The organism is Microbispora sp. NPDC046933 (assembly GCF_040644635.1).
Classification (GTDB): Bacteria; Actinomycetota; Actinomycetes; order Streptosporangiales; family Streptosporangiaceae; genus Microbispora.
Genome location: NZ_JBEYWW010000002.1, coordinates 330,651 through 354,168, shown reverse-complemented (window position 1 = coordinate 354,168; position 23,518 = coordinate 330,651). Strand labels below are relative to the sequence as shown.

At 70.8% G+C, this 23,518-nt stretch carries 22 protein-coding genes and 1 pseudogene; 12 read left to right on the top strand and 11 right to left on the bottom strand.

Annotated elements, in window-relative coordinates; genetic code table 11:
- Positions 1-12: 12 nt before the first annotated feature.
- The 4 genes from ABZ857_RS04090 to ABZ857_RS04075 form a co-directional block, all read right to left on the bottom strand.
- The gene (locus tag ABZ857_RS04090) at positions 13-705 is read right to left on the bottom strand and encodes an ABC transporter ATP-binding protein (RefSeq protein ID WP_357037145.1); all 693 of its coding nucleotides are present in this window, start codon (positions 703-705) and stop codon (positions 13-15) included.
- On the bottom strand, positions 702-2,093 hold the full coding sequence (locus tag ABZ857_RS04085; RefSeq protein ID WP_357037142.1) for a biotin/lipoyl-binding protein: 1,392 nt from the start codon (positions 2,091-2,093) through the stop codon (positions 702-704). The genes ABZ857_RS04090 and ABZ857_RS04085 overlap by 4 nt, the downstream gene beginning before the upstream one ends.
- 89 nt (positions 2,094-2,182) lie before the next feature.
- Positions 2,183-2,977 (bottom strand): pyrroline-5-carboxylate reductase, encoded by a 795-nt coding sequence (proC, locus tag ABZ857_RS04080; RefSeq protein ID WP_357037139.1) that lies wholly within the window; start codon positions 2,975-2,977, stop codon positions 2,183-2,185.
- A 94-nt stretch (positions 2,978-3,071) separates the two neighbouring features.
- Entirely contained in the window at positions 3,072-3,908 is an 837-nt protein-coding gene (locus ABZ857_RS04075) for an NAD(P)H-binding protein (protein WP_357037136.1), read from the bottom strand.
- Between the two features lie 80 nt (positions 3,909-3,988).
- Between ABZ857_RS04075 and ABZ857_RS04070 the strand changes: the two genes are divergently transcribed.
- Positions 3,989-4,933 carry an AraC family transcriptional regulator gene (locus tag ABZ857_RS04070; protein ID WP_357037133.1) on the top strand — a complete coding sequence of 315 codons (945 nt, stop codon included), beginning with the start codon at positions 3,989-3,991 and terminating at the stop codon, positions 4,931-4,933.
- 45 nt (positions 4,934-4,978) lie between these two features.
- Here the strand turns inward: ABZ857_RS04070 and ABZ857_RS04065 are convergent, their stop codons facing one another.
- Together ABZ857_RS04065 and ABZ857_RS04060 are read right to left on the bottom strand one after the other, a co-directional pair.
- Positions 4,979-5,713 carry an ABC transporter permease gene (locus ABZ857_RS04065; protein WP_357037130.1) on the bottom strand — a complete coding sequence of 245 codons (735 nt, stop codon included), beginning with the start codon at positions 5,711-5,713 and terminating at the stop codon, positions 4,979-4,981.
- Positions 5,714-5,804: 91 nt separating this feature from the next.
- A complete protein-coding gene (locus tag ABZ857_RS04060; protein WP_357037127.1) occupies positions 5,805-6,533 on the bottom strand; it encodes an ABC transporter ATP-binding protein in 729 nt (242 codons plus the stop codon).
- 91 nt (positions 6,534-6,624) lie between these two features.
- Between ABZ857_RS04060 and ABZ857_RS04055 the strand changes: the two genes are divergently transcribed.
- From ABZ857_RS04055 to ABZ857_RS04025, 7 genes and pseudogenes are all read left to right on the top strand, one after another.
- Positions 6,625-7,095: a hypothetical protein gene (locus ABZ857_RS04055; protein WP_357037124.1), complete on the top strand. Its 471-nt coding sequence runs from the start codon at positions 6,625-6,627 to the stop codon at positions 7,093-7,095.
- A gap of 299 nt (positions 7,096-7,394) precedes the next feature.
- Complete coding sequence (gene dnaK, locus ABZ857_RS04050; RefSeq protein ID WP_357037121.1) at positions 7,395-9,269, top strand: molecular chaperone DnaK; 1,875 nt, start codon at positions 7,395-7,397, stop codon at positions 9,267-9,269.
- A gap of 32 nt (positions 9,270-9,301) precedes the next feature.
- Positions 9,302-9,925, top strand: coding sequence for a nucleotide exchange factor GrpE (gene grpE / locus ABZ857_RS04045; protein ID WP_357037118.1), 624 nt, complete (start codon positions 9,302-9,304; stop codon positions 9,923-9,925).
- A 113-nt stretch (positions 9,926-10,038) separates the two neighbouring features.
- Entirely contained in the window at positions 10,039-11,208 is a 1,170-nt protein-coding gene (dnaJ, locus tag ABZ857_RS04040; protein WP_357037115.1) for a molecular chaperone DnaJ, read from the top strand.
- A gap of 4 nt (positions 11,209-11,212) precedes the next feature.
- Positions 11,213-11,500: pseudogene (locus tag ABZ857_RS04035) on the top strand (helix-turn-helix transcriptional regulator); the annotation flags it as partial.
- Positions 11,501-11,583: 83 nt separating this feature from the next.
- The gene (clpB, locus tag ABZ857_RS04030) at positions 11,584-14,175 is read left to right on the top strand and encodes an ATP-dependent chaperone ClpB (protein WP_357037112.1); all 2,592 of its coding nucleotides are present in this window, start codon (positions 11,584-11,586) and stop codon (positions 14,173-14,175) included.
- 160 nt (positions 14,176-14,335) lie between these two features.
- Positions 14,336-15,802: a hypothetical protein gene (locus ABZ857_RS04025; protein WP_357037109.1), complete on the top strand. Its 1,467-nt coding sequence runs from the start codon at positions 14,336-14,338 to the stop codon at positions 15,800-15,802.
- Positions 15,803-16,116: 314 nt separating this feature from the next.
- On the opposite strand, the gene ABZ857_RS04020 is transcribed toward ABZ857_RS04025, so the two are convergent.
- The gene (locus tag ABZ857_RS04020; protein ID WP_357037106.1) at positions 16,117-16,683 is read right to left on the bottom strand and encodes a tetratricopeptide repeat protein; all 567 of its coding nucleotides are present in this window, start codon (positions 16,681-16,683) and stop codon (positions 16,117-16,119) included.
- 163 nt (positions 16,684-16,846) lie between these two features.
- On the opposite strand from ABZ857_RS04020, the gene ABZ857_RS04015 reads away from it, so the two are divergent.
- Positions 16,847-17,242, top strand: coding sequence for a hypothetical protein (locus tag ABZ857_RS04015; protein WP_357037103.1), 396 nt, complete (start codon positions 16,847-16,849; stop codon positions 17,240-17,242).
- A gap of 227 nt (positions 17,243-17,469) precedes the next feature.
- Here the strand turns inward: ABZ857_RS04015 and ABZ857_RS04010 are convergent, their stop codons facing one another.
- Positions 17,470-18,039 carry a TetR family transcriptional regulator gene (locus ABZ857_RS04010; RefSeq protein WP_357037101.1) on the bottom strand — a complete coding sequence of 190 codons (570 nt, stop codon included), beginning with the start codon at positions 18,037-18,039 and terminating at the stop codon, positions 17,470-17,472.
- 263 nt (positions 18,040-18,302) lie between these two features.
- On the bottom strand, positions 18,303-19,391 hold the full coding sequence (locus ABZ857_RS04005) for a CapA family protein (protein ID WP_357037098.1): 1,089 nt from the start codon (positions 19,389-19,391) through the stop codon (positions 18,303-18,305).
- A gap of 118 nt (positions 19,392-19,509) precedes the next feature.
- Between ABZ857_RS04005 and ABZ857_RS04000 the strand changes: the two genes are divergently transcribed.
- From ABZ857_RS04000 to ABZ857_RS03990, 3 genes are all read left to right on the top strand, one after another.
- Entirely contained in the window at positions 19,510-19,953 is a 444-nt protein-coding gene (locus ABZ857_RS04000) for a Fur family transcriptional regulator (RefSeq protein WP_357037096.1), read from the top strand.
- 73 nt (positions 19,954-20,026) lie between these two features.
- Entirely contained in the window at positions 20,027-21,475 is a 1,449-nt protein-coding gene (locus tag ABZ857_RS03995) for a catalase (protein WP_357037092.1), read from the top strand.
- Positions 21,476-21,721: 246 nt separating this feature from the next.
- Positions 21,722-22,390 carry a DUF6082 family protein gene (locus ABZ857_RS03990; RefSeq protein ID WP_357037089.1) on the top strand — a complete coding sequence of 223 codons (669 nt, stop codon included), beginning with the start codon at positions 21,722-21,724 and terminating at the stop codon, positions 22,388-22,390.
- Here ABZ857_RS03990 and ABZ857_RS03985 read toward each other — a convergent pair.
- Together ABZ857_RS03985 and ABZ857_RS03980 are read right to left on the bottom strand one after the other, a co-directional pair.
- Positions 22,387-22,593, bottom strand: coding sequence for a DUF397 domain-containing protein (locus ABZ857_RS03985; RefSeq protein ID WP_357037086.1), 207 nt, complete (start codon positions 22,591-22,593; stop codon positions 22,387-22,389). The two genes, ABZ857_RS03990 and ABZ857_RS03985, sit on opposite strands and share 4 nt — an antisense overlap.
- Before the next feature lie 62 nt (positions 22,594-22,655).
- On the bottom strand, positions 22,656-23,513 hold the full coding sequence (locus ABZ857_RS03980; RefSeq protein ID WP_357037083.1) for a helix-turn-helix transcriptional regulator: 858 nt from the start codon (positions 23,511-23,513) through the stop codon (positions 22,656-22,658).
- Positions 23,514-23,518: the final 5 nt, after the last annotated feature.

Sequence of the window (23,518 nt, the reverse complement as noted above, 5' to 3'; positions counted from 1 at the left end):
ATGACGCGGTCCTCATGCGTCGCGCTCGATCCGGCCGTCGCGTACGTGGATCTGACGGCGGGCCCGGGCGGCGACCTCTCCGTCGTGGGTGACGAGGACGACGGCGACGCCGCCCTCGTTGAGCCGTTCGAGCAGGCCCATCACCTCCTCGCCGTTGCGGGTGTCGAGGTTGCCGGTGGGCTCGTCGGCCAGCAGCACCCGTGGATCGCCCACCAGCGCCCGGGCGATCGCCACCCGCTGCTGCTCGCCGCCGGACATCTGGGACGGCCGGTGCGTGAGCCGGTGGCCGAGCCCGACCGCCTCCAGCGCCGCCCTGGCCCGCTCCCTGCGCTCGGCACGGGACACGCCCCGGTAGACCAGCGGAAGCGCCACGTTGTCGAGCGCGGACGTGCGGGCCAGTAGGTGGAAGGACTGGAACACGAAGCCGATCGCGCGGTTGCGCAGATCGGCCAGTCCGGCGTCGTCGAGCGTCGCCACGTCCACGCCGTTCACCCGCAGCGTGCCGGAGGTCGGCCGGTCGAGGCAGCCGAGCAGGTGCATGAGCGTGGACTTGCCCGAGCCGGACGGGCCCACGATCGCCGCGAACTCCCCCTGTGCGATGCGCAGGTCCACCCCGCGCAGCGCGTCGACCAGCACCCCGCCGTCCAGGCGGTAGGAGCGGGTGAGGCCGATCGCCTCGAACGCCGGCGCGGGCGCGCCGCTCACGACAGGGTCTGGCCGGGGCGCACGGCGTCGGCGCCCTTGACGACCACCCGCTCGCCCGGGGACACCCCGCTGAGGACCTCCACGACCGCGTCGCCCTGCGCGCCCAGCCGTACGACCCGCCGCTCGGCCCTGCCTTCACGCACCGCCCACACGATCGTCTCCCGGCCGCTCGTCACGATCGCCGACGCGGGAACGGCGGTGGCGTTCTCCGACCGGCGTACGGCCAGCCGCACCACGGCGCTCATCCCCGGCTTGGGCGCGGGGGCCGCGCTGCCGTCGTCGTAGGAGCCCCGGCCCAGGCGCAGCCGTACGGGATAGCTGACCCCGCCGGTCGCGCCCTCCTTGGGGGCGACCCCCACGCCGGTCACGGTGGCGGCGTACGTCCCGCCGGTCACCGCGTCGAACTCGACCTCGGCCGGCGTGCCCCTGTGCACCAGCAGCACATCGGTCTCGTCCACGTCGGCGGACAACGTGAGCACGGACACGTCGGTCACCGTGACGATCGGGTCACCGGCGGCCACCGGGACACCGGTGGCGATCGTCCCGCCCGAACGGCCCGCGGGAGCGGCCGCCTGGCCCGCCCCCGCCTGGCCGAGCAACCCGGCCGGGAGTTGCGAGACCAGCGCGCCGAGGCCGCCGGCGCCCGCGGCGGTGGACGCGCCGCCGAGCGTGACCACGCCGCCGAACGGCGCCCTGACGACCAGGGCGTCCACGGTCTGCTCGGCCGCGCGCACGGCCGCCCTGGTCTGGGACCTCGACGCCGCCCGCAGGGACGCCAGGGACGCGCTCAGCCCGCTCATCCCCGCGCTCACCTGGCCGCTCACCTGCGACAGCGTCTGGTCGAGCGAGCGGGTCAGCCCGTCGAGCACCTCGCCGAGCGCCCGCCGCTGGGCCTGCCGGCTCTTGTCGGCGACGTCGATGGCGGCCAGCAGCCGGGCCCTGGCCGCGCGGTTGTCGATCGACCTGGCCGCCTTCCTGGCCCGGGCGAACGACCGGGCGACGTGCGCGTCGAGCGAGCTCGGCAGCCGCAGGCGCGGCAGCCGTACGGTCACCGGGGCGCCGCCGAAGGAAACCGGACGGGCGGCCTGCCTGTCGGCCTTGCGCGCGGCCGAAAGCTGCTGCCTGGCCTGGGGAGAGCTGATCCTGGCGAGGATCTGGCCCTTCTTCACCGTGTCGCCGTCCTGGACGTACAGGCGGGCCACCGTGCCGGAGGCGGGGGCGGTCAGAGTGGCCGTCGCACGCGCGCCCACCGTCGCCGGAGCCTCGACGGCCTCGCTGACGGTGGTCCTGGTGACCGTCGCGACCTGGGCTTTCTGGGGTTCGGACGACGAGCACCCGGCGGCGAGCAGGACGACGAGAAGCGGGACGACCCCGCGACGAGACGTCACCCGCCAATCGTAAAGCGATGGTCAACGCCCGTCCCGGGAATGCCGGTCAACGCAGGGCATAGCGCGACAACCGGGGTGAGCGCCTCGCGTCAGCCGGCGGCGAGACGGCGGCTGCGCTCGCAGGCCGCCTCGATCGCGTCGAGGAACGCGGCCCGCACCTTGTGGCGCTCCAGCTCGGCGATGGCGGCGATCGTGGTGCCTCCGGGCGAGGTCACGGCCTCGCGCAGGATCACCGGGTGCTCCCCGGAGTCGCGCAGCATGATCGCGGCGCCGACGATCGACTGGGTGACCATGTCGAGGGCGGCGGCGCGCGGCATGCCCAGCAGGATCCCGGCGTCGACCATGGCCTCGACCAGATAGAAGAAGTACGCCGGGCCGCTGCCGGACAGGGCGGTGGCGGCGTCCTGCTGCGACTCGGGGATGCGCAACACCTTGCCCACCGGGCTGAGCAGCGCCTCGGTGCGCTTGAGGTGCTCCTCGGAGGCGTGCGCCCCGGCCGAGATGACGCTCATGGCCTCGTCCACCAGCACCGGCGTGTTGGACATGACCCGGACGACCGCAACGCCGTCCCCGAGCCTCGCCTCCACGAACGCGGTCGTGATGCCGGCGGCCACCGAGATCACCAGCCGGTCGGCGGCCACGTGCGGGGAGATCTCGGCCAGCAGCGCGCCCATGTCCTGCGGCTTGACCGCGAGGATCAGCGTCTCGGCGAGCTTGGCGGCCTCGGCGTTGCCCGCGACCCGGACGCCGTATTGCTCGCGCAGCGCCTCGGCCCGCTCGGGCCTGCGGGCCGTCGCCACGATCTCGTCCGGCCGCAGACCGGCGCGTACCAGCCCGGAGAGCAGGGCCTCGCCCATCTTTCCGGTCCCGAGAATCGCGATCATTCCTGCACCTCTTCTGGGCTTCGCCGGGATCTCCAGGCAGCTTACCGACCTCGTGAGGACGGAGCCGAATGCGCTGCGCCACGGGTCGAAAGAGTCAGTTCCAGTGACCGGCGGCGGCGGTCTCGGCGACGTAGTCCTCGAACCGCCCGGGCGGCCGGCCGAGAGCCTGTTGCACCCCGTCGGAGGGCGTGGCGCCCCGCCCCTCGCGGATGTTCACGAGGAGGCCGGTGAGCAGCCGCGCGACCTTGGACGGGACGCCGTTCGCGACCTGGCGCGCCACGAAGACCTCCGGGGCCACGTCGACGTGCCGGATCGTGCGCCCGGTGGCCCTGCCGATGAGGCCGGCCGCCTCGCCGAAGCCGATCGCCCGCGGGCCGGTCAGATGGTAGATCCGGCCGCTGTGGCACTCTTCGGTCAGCGCCGCCGCGGCGACCTCGGCGATGTCCTCGGCGTCGACGAACGGCGTGCGCCCGTCGCCGGTGGGCAGGGCCAGGGTCCCGGCGAGGATCCCCTGCCGCCAGAAGGCCTCGCTGAAGTTCTGCGAGAACCAGTCCGGCCGCAGGATGGTCCAGCCGACGCCCGATTCGCGTACGGCCCGCTCGGCGGACTTCAGGGGGTGATCGTCACCGGCCTCGCCCACGCCGTACGCGGACAGCAGCACCAGCCGCCGCACGCCCGCGGCCACCGCCTCGGCCACGAAAGCGGGGACGCGCGCCCGGCGGTCCAGGCCCGGCCGCAGGTCGGGCTCCACGACGTAGACGGCGGCGGCCCCGTCGAGCGCGGGAGCCCAGGTCTGCGGCCTGCCCAGGTCGAAGGGGACGTCCCCGCCGGTGCGGGACGCCGTACCCGCCTGCAGACCGGCGGCCTTCAGGCGCCGGACGACGCGGCGACCGGTCTTGCCGGTGCCGCCGAGAACGAGGATCTTCTCCATGCCTCAAGGAAACCGGCGGAAGCGAAGACGATCCATGGGAGAACGTCGCCTATCCATTTGTGATCGTCTACCGTGACGAGATGGACGTCCTGAGCGACCTGCTCCACCGGGCCAACGCCAGGAACGCGCTGGTCAGGCAGTTGATCCAGAGGCCTCCGTGGGCGCTGGCCTTCACCGGGCCCCCTCCCCTCACGGTCGTGGCCACACTCGGAGGCCACGCGTCGGTCCGGCTCGACGACGCCGGCGTCGCCCCGGTGCGCCTGGCCCCGGGTGACATCGCCCTCATCGGTGGCGCCCACGCGCACACGATCGCCGACAGTCCGTCCACCACGCCGCAGGCCGTGATCCACGGAGGTAGGAAACACGTCGCCGGCGGGGGCGAGGGGGCGGCCGGGGCGCACCGGAGCCTGGCCCCGCGCACCTACGGCGACGGCCTGCCCGGGGCAACGATCATGCTCAGGGGGGCCTGCGAACTGCGTGGCGAGGCCGGCGTCCGGCTGCTGGGCATGCTGCCGCCGCTGGCGGTCGTGCCGGCCGGGCCGCGGACCCGGGCGGCCCTGGATCTGCTCGCCACCGAGGTCGCCCGCGACGAACCGGGCCAGGACGCCGTCCTCCACCGGCTGCTGGACCTCGTGCTCGTGCTGGCGTTGCGGGCCTGGGGCGCCGGGCCGGACGCCGCGCTCCCCTCCTGGCACCGGGCGCTGGCCGATCCCGCCGTCGGCGAGGCGCTGCGCCTGCTCCACGAACGCCCTGCTCATCGGTGGACGGTCGCCGAGCTGGCCGGCGGGGTCGGCATGTCACGCGCCGCCTTCGCCGCGCGCTTCAGGAGCATGGTGGGCGAGCCCCCGCTCACCTACCTCACCGGCTGGCGAATGGCCCTGGGAGCCGATCTGCTCAGCGACACCGACGCCACCGTCGCCGCCGTGGCCCGCGAGGTCGGGTACGCGGACGCGTTCGCCTTCAGCGTGGCGTTCAAGCGCGCCCACGGGGTCAGCCCCTCGGCCTGGCGCCGCCGTACGCGCTGAGCCCCGTTGGAGGCGTACGGCGGCGCTCAAGGGTTCGGCCGGCGCTCAGGGGGTTCGGCGACGCAGCGTGGCGGCGCCGAGCAGGAGGGCCAGCACGGCCGACCCCGCCACCACCAGCACGTCGCGCCAGAACTCCGCGCCCGGGTCGGTATCCGCGACCGCGTGCGCCATCGCCTCGATCGCGTACGACATGGGCAGCACGTCCGAGATCCATTCCAGCACGGTCGCCATCTGCCCGCGCGGCACGAGGATCCCGCCGAGCAGGATCTGGGGGATCATCACGATCGGCATGAACTGCACGGCCTGGAACTCCGTACGGGCGAACGCGCTGCACAGCAGGCCGAGCGCGGTGCCGAGCAGGGCGTTCAGCAGCGCGACGAGCACCAGCGGCCACAGCGGGCCCGGCAGGTCGAGGCCCAGCCAGGTGAGGGAGACGGCCAGCGCCAGCGCCACCTGGGCGCACGCCGCCAGCCCGAACGCGAGGCCGTACCCGAGGAGGAGGTCGAGCCGGCCGAGCGGCATCGCCATGAGCCGTTCCAGCGTCCCCGATGTGCGCTCGCGCAGGGTCGCGATCGAGGTGATGAGGAACATCACCAGGAAAGGGAAGACGCACAGCAGGATCGGCGCCCAGCGGCCGAACGATCGCTCGTCGTCCATCACGTAGTAGAGCAGGATCATCACCAGCGTCGGCACCAGGACCATCAGCGCGACCGTCCGCCGGTCGTGGCGGAGCTGGGTCATGATCCGCCTTGCGGTGGCGAGGGTGATCCGAAGGCTCATGCCACCTCCTCGCCTTCGGCTCGGAGCAGGGTCTTGCCGGAGGCGCGCAGGCGAACACCTCGGCAGGCGCGGTATTCGCTGATTCGCTCGTTCATGCCGCCGCCCTCTCCTCGATCAGGCGCAGGAACGCCTCCTCCAGGTCGGCCGTGCCCGTGTGCGCGCGCAGGGCGCCGGGAGTGTCGTCGGCGAGGATCTCCCCCTGGCGCAGCACGATCAGCCGCTCGCACCGCGCGGCCTCGTCCATGACGTGGCTGGAGACCAGGATCGTGGTGCCGCCCTCGGCCAGGCGGTTGAAGAGCGTCCACAGCTCCTGCCGCAACACGGGGTCGAGCCCGACGGTCGGCTCGTCCAGCACGAGCAGTTCCGGACGGCCGAGCAGGGCCACGGCGAGCCCGGCGCGGCCAAGCTGGCCGCCCGAGAGCGTGGACCCGAGCTGGTGGGCGGCGCCGGCGAGCCCCACCTCCGCCAGCACCCGCTCGGGGTCGTCCTCCGGCGCGCCGAGCACGGCGGCGAAGTAGCGCAGGTTCTCCAGCACGGTCAGGTCACGGTAGACCGCCGGGCTCTGGGTGGAGTAGCCGATCCTGCGGCGCAGGCCGGCGCTTCCCGCCGGCTCGCCGAGCACGCTCACCTCGCCGCCGGACACGATCTGGACGCCCACGATCGCCCGCATGAGCGTCGTCTTGCCGCAGCCGCTCGGCCCGAGCAGGCCGGTGACCTGCCCTCGCGGCACCTCGAAGGTGAGGCCGTGCAGGACCTCTGTCCCGCCCCTCGACACCCGCAGATCCCGTACGGCGATCGCGGGATCCGATAAATTCATCATGCGTTGAAATTAGACCTGTGACGCGGGCACGTCAACGCGTCGGCGGCCGGTTTCGCATGAACCGGGAAGCCTTTACAGCCGTGTAAGGGGAATGAGAAAGCTCTGGGTCGTGGCCCTCCTGTTCCTGGCGGTCGCCTGCGGAGGGACCTCCTCCACCTCGGCCTCGCCCGAGCAGCCGGAGGGCTCCCCCTCCGGCGCCGGGGCCGATCACGGCTCGCCCGCGGCGGCCTCACCGCCGGGCACGGCACCGGCCGGCACCCCCTCTCCCGTGACCCCGGCCGGGCCCACGCTGAATCCCCGCAAGGTGCCGTGGGAGAGCGCCACCCCCGCCGACGACGGCAGGTCCCTCGACGTCGTGTGGTGGTCCGGGGTGGAGCCCTGCAGCGTGCTCGACCGCGTCGAGGTGACCGAGACGGCGCGCGAGGTCACCGTCACCCTGTACGAGGGGCAGGACCGGCGTTCGCCCGACGCCGTCTGCATCGCGATCGCGATCCTCAAGACCACGAAGGTGCACCTCAAGGCCCCGCTCGACGGGCGGAAGGTCGTGGACGGCGCCAAGTAGGCCACCGAACAGGGCCGCCGAACAGGGCCGCCGAACAGGGCCAGATCAGGTCTGCGTCGCGGCCGGAGCCGGGGAGACCAAGCCGGGGAGACCGAGCCGGAGCGGCAGGGCCGGGGCGGCAGGGCATCCACCGCCCCGGACGGGGCAGAGAGGACGAACGCGCACAAGTTCGCGATGACGGGATGAAATCCGCGCGCTCCAGGGTTGAGCCCCATAGACTCAAGCTGTTTGACAGAAGCCCGACGGGGGCTCCAGTATTTGAGTCTGACCGACTCAACTTTGACTACAAGGACGTACTCATGGCACGTGCGGTAGGTATCGACCTGGGGACGACCAACTCCGTCGTCTCGATCCTCGAGGGCGGCGAGCCCACGGTCATCGCGAACGCTCAGGGGTCGCGGACCACGCCGTCCGTGGTCGCGTTCGCGAAGAACGGCGAGGTTCTCGTCGGCGAGGTCGCCAAGCGGCAGGCGGTGACCAACGTCGACAGGACCATCCGCTCGGTCAAGCGCCACATGGGCACGAACTGGTCGATCGAGATCGACGGCAAGAAGTTCACGCCCCAGCAGATCAGCGCGTTCGTCCTGCAGAAGCTCAAGCAGGACGCGGAGGCGTACCTGGGCGAGAAGATCACCGACGCGGTGATCACCGTCCCGGCGTACTTCAACGACGCCCAGCGGCAGGCCACCAAGGAGGCCGGCCAGATCGCGGGCCTCAACGTGCTGCGCATCATCAACGAGCCCACCTCCGCGGCCCTGGCCTACGGCCTCGACAAGGAGAAGGACCAGACCATCCTGGTCTTCGACCTCGGCGGCGGCACCTTCGACGTGTCCCTGCTCGATGTCGGCCAGGAGGACGGGCACGGGTTCGTCGAGGTCAAGGCCACCAGCGGTGACAACCACCTCGGCGGCGACGACTGGGACCAGCGAGTCGTGGACGAGCTGGTGACCCGCTTCAAGAACGCGCACGGCGTGGACCTGTCCAAGGACAAGATGGCCCTCCAGCGCCTGCGCGAGGCGGCCGAGAAGGCCAAGATCGAGCTGTCGGCCCAGACCGAGACCACGATCAACCTGCCCTACATCACCGCCTCCTCCGAGGGTCCGCTGCACCTGGAGGAGAAGCTGACCCGGGCGGAGTTCCAGCGGATCACCGCCGACCTGCTCGAGCGCTGCAAGGGCCCGTTCCACCAGGTCATCAAGGACGCGGGGATCAAGATCTCCGACATCGCCCACGTGGTCATGGTCGGCGGCTCCACCCGCATGCCGGCCGTGTCCGAGCTGGTCAAGGAGCTGACCGGCGGCAAGGAGCCCAACAAGGGCGTGAACCCGGACGAGGTCGTCGCCATCGGCGCCGCGCTCCAGGCCGGTGTCCTCAAGGGCGAGGTCAAGGACGTCCTGCTGCTCGACGTCACCCCGCTCAGCCTGGGCATCGAGACCAAGGGCGGGATCTTCACCAAGATCATCGAGCGCAACACGACGATCCCGACCAAGCGCTCGGAGGTCTTCACCACGGCCGAGGACAACCAGCCGTCGGTGCAGATCCAGGTCTACCAGGGCGAGCGCGAGATCGCGGCGTACAACAAGAAGCTGGCCACCTTCGAGCTGACCGGCATCGCCCCGGCCCCGCGCGGCATCCCGCAGATCGAGGTCACCTTCGACATCGACGCCAACGGCATCGTGAACGTCTCGGCGAAGGACCTCGGCACGGGCAAGGAGCAGTCGATGACCATCACCGGCGGCTCGGCTCTGGGCAAGGACGACATCGAGCGCATGATGCGCGAGGCGGAGTCCTACGCCGAGGACGACAAGCGGCGCCGAGAGGAGGCCGAGGTCCGCAACAACGCGGACGCGCTGGCCTACCAGACGGAGAAGTTCCTCCGCGAGAACGACGAGAAGGTCCCGGCCGACGTGAAGACCGAGGTCAACGACTCGCTCGCCGAGCTGAAGAAGGCGCTGGAGGGCACCGACATCCCCGCCATCCGCACCGCCGCCGAGACGCTCGCCACGGTCAGCCAGAAGATGGGCTCGGCCATCTACGCCCAGTCGCAGGCCGGCGCCGAGGGCGCCGCGGCCGGCGCGGGCGCGGAGGGAGCGCAGGGCGCGCAGGCGAAGGCCGACGAGGACGTGGTCGAGGCGGAGATCGTCGACGACGAGCGGGAGGGCGGCCGCAAGTGAGCCCGCGTGAGAACGGTTCCGAGGAGGAGCCGGTGATCCGCGACAACCGCAAGATCGACCCGGAGACCGGCAAGGCCCGTGAGTCCGCCGGGGACGCGCCCGAGGCCGCCCCCGGGGACCAGGGCACGCAGACGGCGGCGGCGCCCGCCGAGGGGTCCGCGACGGACCTGCTCGCCGAGCGCACCGCCGACCTGCAGCGACTCCAGGCGGAGTTCAGCAACTACCGCAAGCGGGTCGAGCGCGACCGGATCGCCGTCAGGGAGCAGGCCGTCGCGAGCGTGCTCACCGAACTGCTGCCAGTGCTCGACGACATCGGCCGCGCCCGCGACCACGGCGAGCTCACCGGCGGCTTCGCGAAGGTGAGCGAGTCGCTGGAGGCGGCCGTCGGCAAGCTGGGCCTGACCGCGTACGGCGCGAAGGGCGACCCCTTCGACCCGACCGTGCACGAGGCCCTGCTGCACAGCTACTCGCCGGAGGTGACCGAGCCGACGTGCGTCGAGATCCTCCAGCCGGGCTACCGGATCAACGACCGGATCCTGCGCGCCGCCCGCGTGGCCGTCGCCGAGCCGAGCGAGGAGACGGCGCCGGAGGAGACGGCGGCCGGCTCCGTCGAGTCCGGCGAGTCCGGCGCGTCCGACGGGCCGGACGAGAACTGAAACCGCGGAGGTCTCTCCCGATCGGCGAAGATCGGGAGAGACCCGCGAGGGCACCCGCGACGACAGCCGCGGGAACACCGAATCACTCCCCTTTCGTGCGAAGGAAGCAATAGATGAGCACCAAGGACTACTTGGAAAAGGACTACTACGCCGTCCTTGGTGTGCCCAAGACCGCGAGCGCCGAGGAGATCAAGAAGGCGTATCGCAAGCTCGCCCGCCAGTACCACCCCGACGCCAACCCGGGGAACAAGGAGACCGAGGAGAAGTTCAAGGAGGTCTCCGAGGCGTACGACGTGCTCTCCGACGTCAAGCGGCGCAAGGAGTACGACGAGGCGCGCACGCTCTTCGGGTCGGGGCTCGGGGGCTACACGGCGGGCGGGACCCGGGCCGGTGGCGGCTTCAACTTCGACCTCGGCGACCTGTTCGGCGGCTCTGGGTCGGGCGGCGACCGGATCGGGGACCTGTTCGGGGGGCTGTTCAACCGGGGCGGCGCGGGCACGCGCACGACCACCGCCCGGCCCCGGCGCGGCCAGGACGTCGAGTCGGAGGTGACGCTCGCCTTCGGCGAGGCGGTGGACGGCACCACCGTGTCGCTGCGCCTCACCAGTTCGGCCGCCTGCACCGCCTGCGGCGGCACGGGGGCGAAGGCAGGCACCACGCCACGGGTCTGCCCGACCTGCGAGGGAACCGGGGCGGCCAGCCGCAACCTCGGCAACTTCGCCTTCTCCGAGCCGTGCCGCGACTGCCGCGGCCGGGGCCTGGTGGTCGACGACCCCTGCCCCGTCTGCGACGGGAGCGGGCGCGGCAAGAGCACCCGTACGATCCAGGCCCGCATCCCGGCCGGGGTCGGCGACGGCCAGCGCATCAGGATCAAGGGCAAGGGCGCGCCCGGTGAGAACGGCGGCCCGGCCGGCGACCTCTACGTGCTGGTCCACGTCAAGCCGCACCCCGTGTTCGGGCGCAGCGGGGAGAACCTGACCGTCACGGTCCCCGTCACCTTCCCCGAGGCCGCGCTCGGTGCCGAGATCAAGGTGCCGACGCTCCGGGGGATGCCGGTGACCCTGCGCATCCCGGAGGGAACGCCCAACGGGCGGACGTTCCGGGTGCGGGGCCGGGGGGCCTCCCGCAAGGACGGCACGAAGGGCGATCTGCTGGTCACCGTCCAGGTCACGGTGCCCCAGAACCTCGACGACAAGGCCCGCGCGGCCCTCGAGGAGTTCAGGAACGCCACCGAGGGCCAGGACCTTCGCGAAGAGCTGATCAAGCAGGCCAGAAGCGAGTGAGCCGATGGATGCCAGGTTTTTCGACATCTCCGACGACACACCTGTCTACGTGATCTCCGTAGCCGCCCAGCTGTCCGGGCTGCATCCGCAGACGCTGCGCCAGTACGACCGGCTCGGGCTCGTCAGCCCCGGCCGTACGGCCGGGCGAGGGCGGCTGTACTCGACAAGGGACATCGTGCTCCTGCGCGAGGTCCAGCGGCTCTCCCAGGAGCACGGCATCAACCTCGCCGGCATCAAGCGCATCCTCGAACTCGAAACCGAGAACATGCGCCTGCGCGAGGAGGTCACCCGGCTCAGGGGTGAGCTCACGATGTTGCGGGCACTGGTCCGCTACGAACTGCCACCTGCCTGACCGGCGAAACGAGGCATTCACATATGGACTACAAGTTCACCCAGAAGAGCCAGGAGGCCCTGTCCGCGGCCGTCCGGCGGGCCGCGGCCGACGGCAACCCCGAGGTCGCGCCCGCGCACCTGCTGACGACCCTGCTGGCGCAGAACGGCGGCATCGCCGGGTCGCTGTTGCAGGCCGTCGGCGCGGACCCCCGGCAACTGCGCGCCCAGGCCGAGGAACTGCTCGACCGGCTGCCGAAGGCGCAGGGCTCCACCGTGAGCGCGCCGTCCAGCTCGCGCCAGCTGCTGACCGTGCTCAACACCGCCGCGCAGCGGGCCAAGCAGCTCGAGGACGAGTACGTCTCGACCGAGCACCTGCTCGTCGGGCTCGCCACCGACGGCGGGCAGGTCGCCGACCTGCTCAAGGCCGCGGGCGCCACCCCGAGCGCGCTGCTTGAGGCGTTCGAGAAGGTCCGCGGGCACGCCAGGGTGACCAGCGAGACGCCGGAGGACACCTATCAGGCGCTGGAGAAGTACGGCGTCGACCTCACCGAGCGGGCGCGCTCCGGCAAGCTCGACCCGGTGATCGGCCGCGACAGCGAGATCCGCCGGGTCGTCCAGGTGCTGTCGCGCCGCACCAAGAACAACCCCGTGCTGATCGGCGAGCCCGGCGTCGGCAAGACCGCCGTGGTCGAGGGCCTCGCCCAGCGGATCGTCGCCGGCGACGTGCCCGAGAGCCTGCGCAACAAGCGCCTGGTCGCGCTCGACCTCGGCGCGATGGTCGCGGGTGCGAAATACCGCGGCGAGTTCGAGGAACGCCTCAAGGCCGTGCTCAACGAGATCAAGGAGAGCAACGGCCAGATCGTGACGTTCATCGACGAGCTGCACACGATGGTCGGCGCGGGCGCCGCCGAGGGCGCGATGGACGCGGGCAACATGCTCAAGCCCATGCTGGCCCGCGGCGAGCTGCGCATGATCGGCGCCACCACGCTCGACGAGTATCGCGAGCGCATCGAGAAGGATCCGGCCCTGGAGCGGCGGTTCCAGCAGGTCTACGTCGGCGAGCCGACGGTCGAGGACACGATCGCGATCCTGCGCGGGCTCAAGGGCCGCTACGAGGCCCACCACCAGGTGCAGATCTCCGACAGCGCCCTGGTCGCCGCCGCGACGCTCTCCGACCGCTACATCACCGCGCGCTTCCTCCCGGACAAGGCGATCGACCTGGTGGACGAGTCGATGTCGCGGCTGCGCATGGAGATCGACTCGCGTCCGGTGGAGATCGACCAGCTCCAGCGGAGCGTGGACCGCCTGAAGATGGAGGAGCTCGCGCTCGCCAAGGAGACCGACGAGGCCAGCCTGCAGCGCCTGGAGAAGCTCCGCGAGGAGCTGGCCAACCGCCAGGAGGACCTCAACGCCCTGGTCAGCCGGTGGGAGCGGGAGAAGGCCGGCCTCAACAAGGTCGGTGAGCTGAAGAAGCAGCTCGACGAGGCGCGCGGCGCGGCCGAGCGGGCCCAGCGCGACGGCGACTTCGAGGCCGCGTCCCGGCTCATGTACGGCGACGTCCCCCGCCTGGAGAAGGAGCTCGCCGAGGCCACCAAGGCCGCCGAGACGGCGGAGGCCGAGGCCGAGCCGATGGTGAAGGAGGAGGTCGGCCCCGACGACATCGCCGAGGTCATCTCCTCGTGGACCGGCATCCCCGCCGGGCGGCTGCTTGAGGGCGAGACCGCCAAGCTGCTGCGGATGGAGGACGAGCTGGGCAGGCGCCTGATCGGCCAGCAGCAGGCCGTCCAGGCCGTCTCCGACGCCGTACGGCGTGCCCGGGCCGGCATCGCCGACCCCGACCGGCCGACCGGCTCGTTCCTGTTCCTCGGCCCGACCGGCGTCGGCAAGACCGAGCTGGCCAAGGCGCTCGCCGAGTTCCTGTTCGACGACGAGCGGGCCATGACCCGCATCGACATGAGCGAGTACGGCGAGAAGCACAGTGTGGCCCGTCTGGTCGGCGCGCCGCCCGGATACGTCGGCTACGAGGAGGGCGGCCAGCTCACCGAGGCCGTGCGGCGCAGGCCGTACACCGTGGTGCTGCTCGACGAGATCGAGAAGGCCCACCCCGAGGTCTTCGACATCCTGCTGCAGGTGCTCGACGACGGCCGGCTCACCGACGGGCAGGGCCGCACGGTCGACTTCCGCAACACGATCCTGATCCTCACCTCGAACATCGGCTCGCAGTACCTCGTGGACCCCACGATCGAGGGCGGGGCCAAGCGCGAGGCCGTGCTGAACGCGGTGCGGGCCTCGTTCAAGCCCGAGTTCCTCAACCGGCTCGACGACATCATCGTGTTCGACGCGCTGGGCACCGAGGAGCTGTCGCAGATCGTGGACCTGCAGGTCTCCCGGCTCGCCCGGCGTCTGTCCGACCGGCGGCTGACGCTGACCGTCACCCCCGCCGCCCGCGACTGGCTCGCGCTCACCGGCTACGACCCGCTGTACGGCGCGCGCCCGCTGCGCCGCCTGATCCAGTCGGCCATCGGCGACAAGCTCGCCAAGGAGCTGCTGTCGGGGGCCATCCGGGACGGCGACGAGGTAATCGTCGACTTTGACGAAGCAGGTGACACGCTGACGATCCGGCCCGCTCGGTAAGGTCTTCCCCACCATTGGGGCAAGCGCGCCCCGCCCTTTCCCCTCGCTGCTACGTTCGGCGTTCGTCGGACTACCGTACGCGATCAGGGGGACGTGGATGTCCAGGACATCACGAAGTATTCGAGGGCGGTGCGTCGCGCTTGCGGCGGTCACTGCCGGTGTGAGCTGGCTGACCGGGGGCCCGGCGATGGCGAAGGGCGGTGCGCTGGCCGACGCCTGCCGGGCCCAAAGCCAGGGCGTCACCGGCCGCGACGTCACAGCCCGCGACGTCACAGCCCATGACGTCACCGGCCGCGACCCGGCGGGAGGGCTGGCCACCCTCGCTCCGGCGGCGAGCGTGCTGAGCATCGCCGACGCGGCCGGAGCTGCCGCCGGCCAGGGGCACAACTCGCTTCCCGCCGGCTCGGCCACCACCGCCAGGACCGTCTCGGGGCCGGCGGCGCTGCCGGCCGTGCCAGGCCCCCGTACGCTGCCGGGCACAATGCCCGGCAGCGTGTCCAGCGCGGTGCCCGGCACCGCCAAGGCCGCCCCCGCCATACCCGGCGGCGCGGCGGCGCTGCCCGCACCGGCGGGCGCGAAGACGCTGCCGGCCGACGCCAAGACCCTCTCGGCGCCCGCGAACGCCGTCTCCGCCCCGGTGCACAACGCCGTCGCCGGCGCCACGGCCGTCTCCGAACCGCGCCGCGCGCCCGCCGTTCCCGCGGCGGATGCCAAGACCCTGTTCCCGGCCACGAGCACCGTGCCCCTCCTTGCCGTCGCACCCGCCAAGCCCAGCACCGCGAGCACCTGCGTGCCGCAGGCGCTGCGGACCGCGCCGGCCGCCGAGGAGCGGGAGCACCCCGCCACGCAGGGGCATCCGAAGAAGAGCCACCGGCATCCGAAGCCGGAGGGCGAGCCGGCGGGCTCCGCGTCCCGCGGCGACTCCGCCCAGGGCCCGGCGTCACCGGTGTCGCAGAACCCCGGGTCTCAGAATCCGGGGTCGCAGAACCCGGAGGCGCGGAGGCCGGAGGCACGGAAGCGGGGCGCGCAGAAGCCGGAGGCGCAGAAGCCGGAGGCGCAGAAGCCGGAGGCGCAGAACCAGGGAACGCAGGGCGCTCCCGCGCCTCAGAGCGTCTCCAACAGCAGCAGTTCGCAGAGCGCCGCCTCGGGCCAGGAGCAGAGCACGAAGACCTTCCCGGTCAGGGAGCACCGCCACCGCAAGGCGCACCACCCCCACAAGCAGCCCGGGACCGTGCCCCCGGAACAGGCCGGGAACGGTGCCGCCAACCATGCCTCCAACCAGGCCTCCAACCAGGCCTCCAACCATGCGGCCGCGCAGCCGGGTCAGGCAGGCCGGCCGATGACCGGCACGCGGAACGCCTCCCTGCCCCAGGGCGAGCGCAAGAAGGGAGCCAAGGACAGGCGTCAGCGGCAGGACGGCGCGCGCGGGCGGGGGACCGCACCGGCCGTGCAGCCCGACGCGGCGGACGGCCGGCACGTGCCGCGGTTGCAGCCGCGCGAGTACCCCAAGGCGGCCACGCGCCAGCAGAACGGTGACATCACCGCCCCGGCCGCCCTCACCAAGGCGACGGGCACGCGCGCGGTGACCGATCTCGCCACCGCGACCGGCAAGAAGCTCCTGCCGTAACCCTCCATCCGGCCGTACGCCACGGACAGACGCGCGAGGACGGTGCCCTGCGGCGGCCTCGGCCTCCGCGACACCGAAGACAGCGAAACCTAAGACAGCGACACCGAAGACAGACGGAACCGAAGCAGCGAAACCGAAGACAGCGAGACTCAAGGGGCCGTGACTCACGGCCCCTTTCACATGTCCTCACACCGCATGCCGCACGCAGCCGGCACCAGCGCGACCCGCCCCCTCCGCTGTTCCCGGCGCACGTCCCCGTGGAACGCTCCGGGGCGCGGTGAGAGGCCCTCAGGCAGAGCCGGAGGCCGAGAGCGTCAGCGGGAGACGTCGAGGAGGGCGTCGAGATCGTCCTCGGGCAGGCCGAGATCGACCCGGATGCGGTAGCGGGTGCGCAGCAGGGAGTCGCGGATGCCGGGCCCCGTCGCGCCGCAGGCGCGCGTGCCCGATCCCGTGCCACAGGCACGGATGCCGTCGGTGGCCCACTCGTGCGCCGCATCGAGGTCGCCGTACGCCACGAGCGTCTCGGCGACGGTCAGCGCGGTGGCCGGGTTCCAGTCCCCTGCCCTGATCGCGGCGATCACGGCCCTGGCCTCCTCGGGCCGGTCGAGTTCGAACAGCGTGTCGGCGATGCCCGCACGCGGATCCACCGGCACCTCGCCGCCGTCCTCCAGGGCGCTCTGGTAGCGGTCGAGGGCGGTCGCGGGCTGACCGGACTGGCGCCACTCCTCCGCGGCGAGCACGAGGATCGCCGCCCTGGACATCTCTCCCGACTCGTACCCCTGGGCCAGCGCGTCGAGGCGGCGGGCGAGGGCACCGTGGTCATCGAGCAGCAGGGCCTGTTCGAGCAGTCGGTCCACCTGCTCATTTGTCACATGTGCCACAGAGCCGAGGCTACCGATCCCGGCCTGTTTTCGCAGGACAACACCAGGCATTGCCGAAGCAACAATTAGTACACGTTTGGCTACTATGCGCTTTTCTCAGCAGATAGCCGGGCATATCGCACCACGCCTGTGCCAATCGAAGCTCGGCGAGGAGCGTTACAGCATGTCCAAGCGGGTGATACTGACTCTCGCCTCCACAACGGTGCTCGCCGCCGTGGTTCCGGGTTTCGCCGGCTTCGTCACGGCCCAGTACGAGGCGCTCGACCAGGCCCGCGCCGAACTGGCCCGGCTGCAGGCCAAGCTGCAGATGATGGAGCTGAGAGTCGAGCCCGCGGCGACTCTTGGGTGCCGCGGCGACGCGGCCAGGAAGGGACAGCCGAGCCTGACGGACGAGGACGACACGCGGGAGCTCACGATACCGCCGCGCACCCGTACCAGGTCGTGGCAGAACACCGCCTACGTCCAGGGCACCGCGCCGGGGCTGTGGCCCTCGATCGGCGTCCCCCGCGCCGTACCCGGCCCGCGGGCGCCGGGCGATCCCGGCGGCCCCCGCGAGTGAGCCGCCCGTAGCCACCGACGCCTCCCGCCGCGGGTCACCGCCCGCCTCCCGCCGCGGGTCACCGCCCGCCTCCCGGAGGCGGACCCGGGCTCTTCGCGGCGAGCCACCCGATGACACCCGTCCGCCTCCCGCGAGCGATCCCACACTCTCCGCGGCGGGCCGCCCGACGACAGCCGTACGCCTCCGGCACGTGGACCCCCGCCCCGCAGCACGAGGGGGGCGCGTCGTCACTCGGGCGGTGAGACGGCGGAGGCGAGCTGACGGGACAGGTATCCGCGGACGAGTTGCTTGGCTTCGGCCACGATCCCCGGGTCGCCGTTCGGGTCGTGCCGGAAGGCGAGCTTCAGCACCGCGTCGCCGGCCTCGACGGCGACGATGATGGCACGGTCCAAATCCTCACTGTCCGCCAGTCCGAATTCGGCGAGAAGCAGCGCGCGAAGCCGTCCGGCGATCACGGTGTTGTTGTCGGCCACGGAGTCGAGGAGGTCGAGATCGAAGACCTCGCCGAAGTGCAGCGAACGGAACCCGGGCACGCTGCGGTGCATCTCGACGTACTCGTCGATGATGGCGTCGACGGCGTCCCACCAGCCGGCGTAGTCCTCGACCATGAAGCGGCTTCCGACCCGTGCGACGAACAACTCGACGTTGCGCCGCGTCAGGGCCTGGCTGAGCGCCCGCTTGTCCGGGAAGAACTGGTAGACCGAGCCGATCGCCACCCCGGCCCGCTCGGCCACCCTGGTGGTGGTCAACGCGTCGTACCCGCCCTCGTCGAGCAACTCGGCGCAGGCGTCGAGCATCCGCTCCACCCTGCGGGCGCTGCGACGCTGCGAAGGACGCCTCCGCAGCGGCTCTCCGGGATGCGACGAGCGCGGCGACATCCCCTCACCACCCCCACGGCCCCATTTTTCGTCGGCGGCACAATGCTCGACAGCGAAAGCGGGACCGCCTGCTTCCCTCACGTACCGGCTGGACACCCACCCATCTTGCCTGTTTCACGCGCCATGGTCAGCGCTTATCGGCCAGTCGTCTGAATTGCGGCAAGATTCCGTTAGGCACCACCTCAGGAGTCGGCGGGTGCGGCCGACAGGCCGGTGCAGCCGCGCAGCGCCTGGTAGGCGCCGAGCGCCTGCTGCTTGGCGCCGCCCGTCAGGGCAATCGGCACGCCGCCGTTGATCCGGGCGGGGGTCCACTGGTCCTTGAGCACCTTCCTGCCGTTGATCGTCAGGGTGAGCACACCGGTCGCCCCGGTGTCCGGGCCCCAGTTGTAGAAGGCGAAGTTGCCCAGGCCGTACTGCACGTACGCCTGACCGGAGTAACCGCCGCCCAGCAGGATGTGCGCGTGGCTGCCCACGATCACGTCGGCCCCCGCGGCCACGAGCTTGGCGGCCAGGCTCCGCTGCACCGGCGTCGGGCACTTGACCAGCTCGGCGCCCCAGTGCAGGAACACGATGACGGTGTCGGAGTTCTTGCGGGCCTGCCGTACGGCACGCAGGAGGCGGGGCTCGTTCTTCGCCGAGGCGAGCCCGCCCTTGTCGCCGGAGGCGGTCCACGACTGGATGAACTGCTCGTCGAGCACCTGGGTCGCGCCGATGATCGACACCCGGTTGCCGTTGACCGTCCTGCGGTAGGGCCGGTATGCCTCGGTCTCGTTCGCGCCGATGCCGATGACGGGGAACTTCGAGGACCTGATCGCGGCGAGCGTGTCCCTCAGGCCGCTCTCCATGTAGTCCATGCCGTGGTTGTTGGCCATCGTGACGACGTCCACCCCGGCGGCCTTGAGCGCGGCGAACGCCGTGGCCGGGGCGCGGAAGGTGAACTGCTTGCCCGGCGCGGGCGTACCGGCGGTGGTGATGGCCGTCTCGAGGTTGAGCGCGGTGAGGGTGGATTTGCGCAGCACGGCGGCGATCGGGCCGAGCGCCGTACGCGGGTCGGCGTTGAGCCGGTTGCGCAGGACGCCCTCGAAGTGCACATCGCCCGCGAAGGAGATCGTGAAGGGCCGCCGCTGCGGCTTGGGAGACGGCGTCGCGGTCTTGACCTCCGGTTGCGACGCACTGGGGACGGGCTCGCTTTCCGCCGGGCTGCACCCCGCGACGAGGAGGGGAGCCGCGAGGAGGGCGAACAGGGACAGGGCGAGGGGCTGACGTCTCACGGCACCCGAGCATGCCATCTCCCGCCGACATCCGGGGAGCCCGTGGGAGATCGTGGGGCAAGAAACTGGGAGAGTTCCTTTACTTGAGTCATTCAAGTTTGCTGCTAGCGTGGGGGCTGTGGACGACGCCGGGCGCCTTCGCCAGGCCGGACTGCGGGTGACCGCGGCCCGGCTGGCGATCATGCGGACCGTGGGCGAGGGCGACCACCTCGACGTGGAAGCCATCCATCGCGGTGTGTGCGAACGCGTCGGCCAGGTGTCCCTGCAAGCCGTCTACGACTCGCTGAACGCGTTGCAGCGCGGCGGACTGCTCCGCCGCATCGAGCCCGCGGGCAGCCCGACGCGGTACGAGACGCGGGTGGGCGACAACCACCACCACCTCGTCTGCCGCCACTGCGGGAGAGTCACGGACGTCGACTGCGCGGTGGGGCACGCGCCCTGCCTGGAGCCGGCGTCGGACGCCGGTTACCTGGTGGACGAGGCGGACGTCATCTACTGGGGCCTGTGCCCCCCGTGCCGCGCCGAGGCCCGCAGCGCCCGGCCCGACACCGCCCGCGTCTGAGCCTCGCGCCCCCTGCTTTCCGCACTCCCGATGAAGTGACTCCGCCCGATGGAACAAACCGGAGGACAGCCCAATGACCGACAGGCCCATCACCACCACTGACGCCGGGATTCCCGCCCCCAGCGACGAGTTCTCGCTGTCCGTCGGCCCCAACGGGCCGTTGCTGCTGCAGGACCACTACCTGATCCAGAAGATGGCCCACTTCAACCGGGAGCGGGTCCCCGAGCGCGTGGTCCACGCCAAGGGCGGCGGCGCGTACGGCGTGCTGCGGATCACCGAGGACGTCAGCCGATACACCAAGGCGAAGCTGTTCCAGAAGGGCAAGGAGACCGAGCTCTTCCTGCGGTTCTCGACCGTCGCGGGTGAGCTGGGCAGCGCCGACACCGTACGCGACCCCCGCGGCTTCGCGATCAAGTTCTACACGGAGGACGGCAACTACGACATCGTCGGCAACAACACGCCGATCTTCTTCATCCGCGACCCCTCGAAGTTCTCCGACTTCATCCACTCGCAGAAGCGCCGCGCCGACACCCACACGCGCGACAACAACACGCAGTGGGACTTCTGGACGCTGTCGCCCGAGTCCGCCCACCAGGTGTCGTTCCTCATGACCGACCGCGGCACGCCGCGCACGTGGCGGCACATGCACGGCTTCGGGTCGCACACCTTCCTGTGGTACAACGCCGCCGGCGAGAAGTTCTGGGTCAAGTACCACTTCAAGACCGAGCAGGGCATCGAGAACCTCACCGACGCCGAGGCAAAGGCACTGGTGGCGGAGGACCCGGACTTCCACATCCGCGACCTGCACACCGCGATCAAGAACGGCGACCACCCGGCGTGGAAGGTCAACGTCCAGATCATGCCGTTCGAGGACGCGGCGGACTACCGGTTCAACCCCTTCGACCTCACCAAGGTCTGGCCGCACTCCGACTACCCGGAGATCACGATCGGCCGGTTCGTGCTGAACCGCAACCCGGAGAACTACTTCGCCGAGGTCGAGCAGGCGGGTTTCGAGCCGGCGAACCTGGTGCCGGGCGTCGGCCCCTCGCCGGACAAGATGCTCCAGGGCCGGCTGTTCTCCTACCCGGACGCCCATCGCTATCGCATCGGGCCGAACTACCTGCAGCTTCCGGTCAACGCGCCGAAGGTGCCGGTGCACAGCTACAACCGCGACGGCCAGATGCGCTACCGCAACCCGGGCGATCCGGTCTACGCGCCGAACAGCGTCAACGGCCCCGCGGCCGACCCGTCGCTCTACGAGGGCGAGAACTACGGGGTCGCCGGTGAGATCATCCGCAGCGCCCACGTCAGGCACCGGGAGGACGACGACTACGTCCAGCCGCGGGCCCTGTGGGAGAACGTGCTCTCGGACGTCGACCGCGACCACATGGTGAGCAACATCGTCGGCCACGCCTCGGCTCCCGAGGTCACCGCCGACATGAAGAAGCGCGTGGTCGAGTACTGGACCAACATCCACAAGGACCTCGGCCAGCGCGTCGCCCAGGGGCTCGGCCTCGCCTGACCCCCTTCCCCTCGCGTACGGCTCGCGCCCCTTTCCGGGCGCGGGCCGTACGCGCTGCTTCGTTCCTCCCGAGCCTCGGCGCCGGCTCCCAAGCGCCTGTCCGGTGAGGAATTGACATGACATGATTGCGGGGTGTCAGGGCTCCGTCGTCGCAGCACTCACAAGCCGGCTTACCTGCTCCCAATAACGCTGACGGTGCTTACCGTGCTAGTCGGAGCAGCACTCACCATCGCCTCCCCCGCCGCCATGAGCAAGATCGCGGCTTCCGCCGATGTGGACTGGGAGCAGCTCAGCTATATCGGGCAGACATATGGCGCCGCTTCGGCGATCCTGTCTGCCCTCGCCCTGACGGGAGTCGCAGCCTCCCTGATACTGCAGACCAGGCAGGCCCGGGCGACAAGAAAAGAAATAGAACGCAACCACCATTTCCAGTTGATGGAAATGGCCATCAACAATCGCGAGCTTCTCGCCTGTTGGGGCGGCACCGAATCAGAACATGAGGCGCAGACATTACGGCAGCGACTCTACTTGAATCTGATCGTGTCTTACTGGGAAATGATGTACGAGGTCGGGGAGACCTCTACTCAAATGCTTCGGTCAAACGCACGAAGCGCGCTCTTTTCCCAACGAATGGGATACGACTTCTGGACGGATACCCGCATGGCTCGTCTCGCAGTCGCGAACAATGCACGTAAGCGCCGATTCTGGAAAGTCATAGACGAGGAATACCAGACTATCCGATCCTCGCAAGCCGTTCCTTCGGCGACAATCCTGCCTCGTCGCAACGGGCCATCGGCCTCAGCCCTTGCCTCAATCGCTGTTGTAGTCACCACCGCCATCTGCTGGGCGGTAGGCATCATCAGGAGGAAGAAAAAGGGCCTGGCCGCCGGGATGGTCAGCCAGGCCGAGAACTAAAGGTCGAACTCGCCGTCCTTCACGCCGCCGATGAACGCGTCCCATTCGGCGGAGGTGAAGATGAGAGCGGGACCGTCCTGGTTCTTGCTGTCACGCACACCCACATGGCCGTCGGGCAGCACGGCCACCTCCACACAGGCGCAGTTGTTGGCGCTCCGGCTGCTCTTCCACCAGACGGCGCCGGACAGGTCAATCGAGTTCATGGACAATGTTTCTCTCCCCCCGAAAACAACACGCGCGGGTTTCCGGGGCGGTCTAGAGCTGGCTATCGCCAGTGGCGGACAGTTTTCTCCAAGAACCGGCGGGAGTCGTCCACGTCGAGGGCTTTCGTCTCCAGGTAGTCGAATGCCACCTCGTACCGGTAGACGATCGCCTCGTCCTCGACCAGACGCCCGCCCAGGAGTGCCTCCAGGTACACGACGTCATGGAACTCGGGCAGCTTGAGGTGGCAGAACGCCCCGGTGTTGATCGGGTGGTCCGCGTCGAGCGGAAGTATCCGCAACTCGACGTTCGGCAGCTCTGACACCTCGATCAGCCGCCTGAGCTGTTCCCGCATCACCTCGTGGTCGCCGAACCGGCGCAGCAGGACCGACTCCTCCAGGACGGCCGAGATGGCCAGCGGGCTCTCCGCCCTGAGAACCGCCTGCTGGCGCGCCATCCGGACCTCGATCCGGCTGCGGACGCCGCCCGGCGCCTCTAGGGTGCTCCGCTGTCCGCTCTCCATCATGGCTCGGACGTACGCCTCTGTCTGGAACAGGCCCGGCACCACCTGGGGTTCCCAGTCGCGTGCCGCCGTGGCTTCGGCCTCCAGGCCAAGGAACGTCGTGTATTCCTTGGGCAGGGAGTCGCGGTAATCCTCCCACCAGCCCTTCCGGGTCGCGTCCCGGTGCAGGGCGAGCAGCTCTTGGCGCTGGCGGGAATCTACCATGTAGATCACGAGCAGCGCTTCAACGTCTGCGGTTCTCGGCGAGGTGCGCGCCGTCTCTATCCTGCTGATCTTCGCTGCCGACCAGCCGAGCCGGGCGGCGACCTGGTCGCCCGTCAGATCGGCGCGCTCGCGCAACCGGCGCAGTTCCTGCCCCAGCCGCCGGCGGCGGACGGTGGGACTGCCGTGCTCGGGCATCCCGT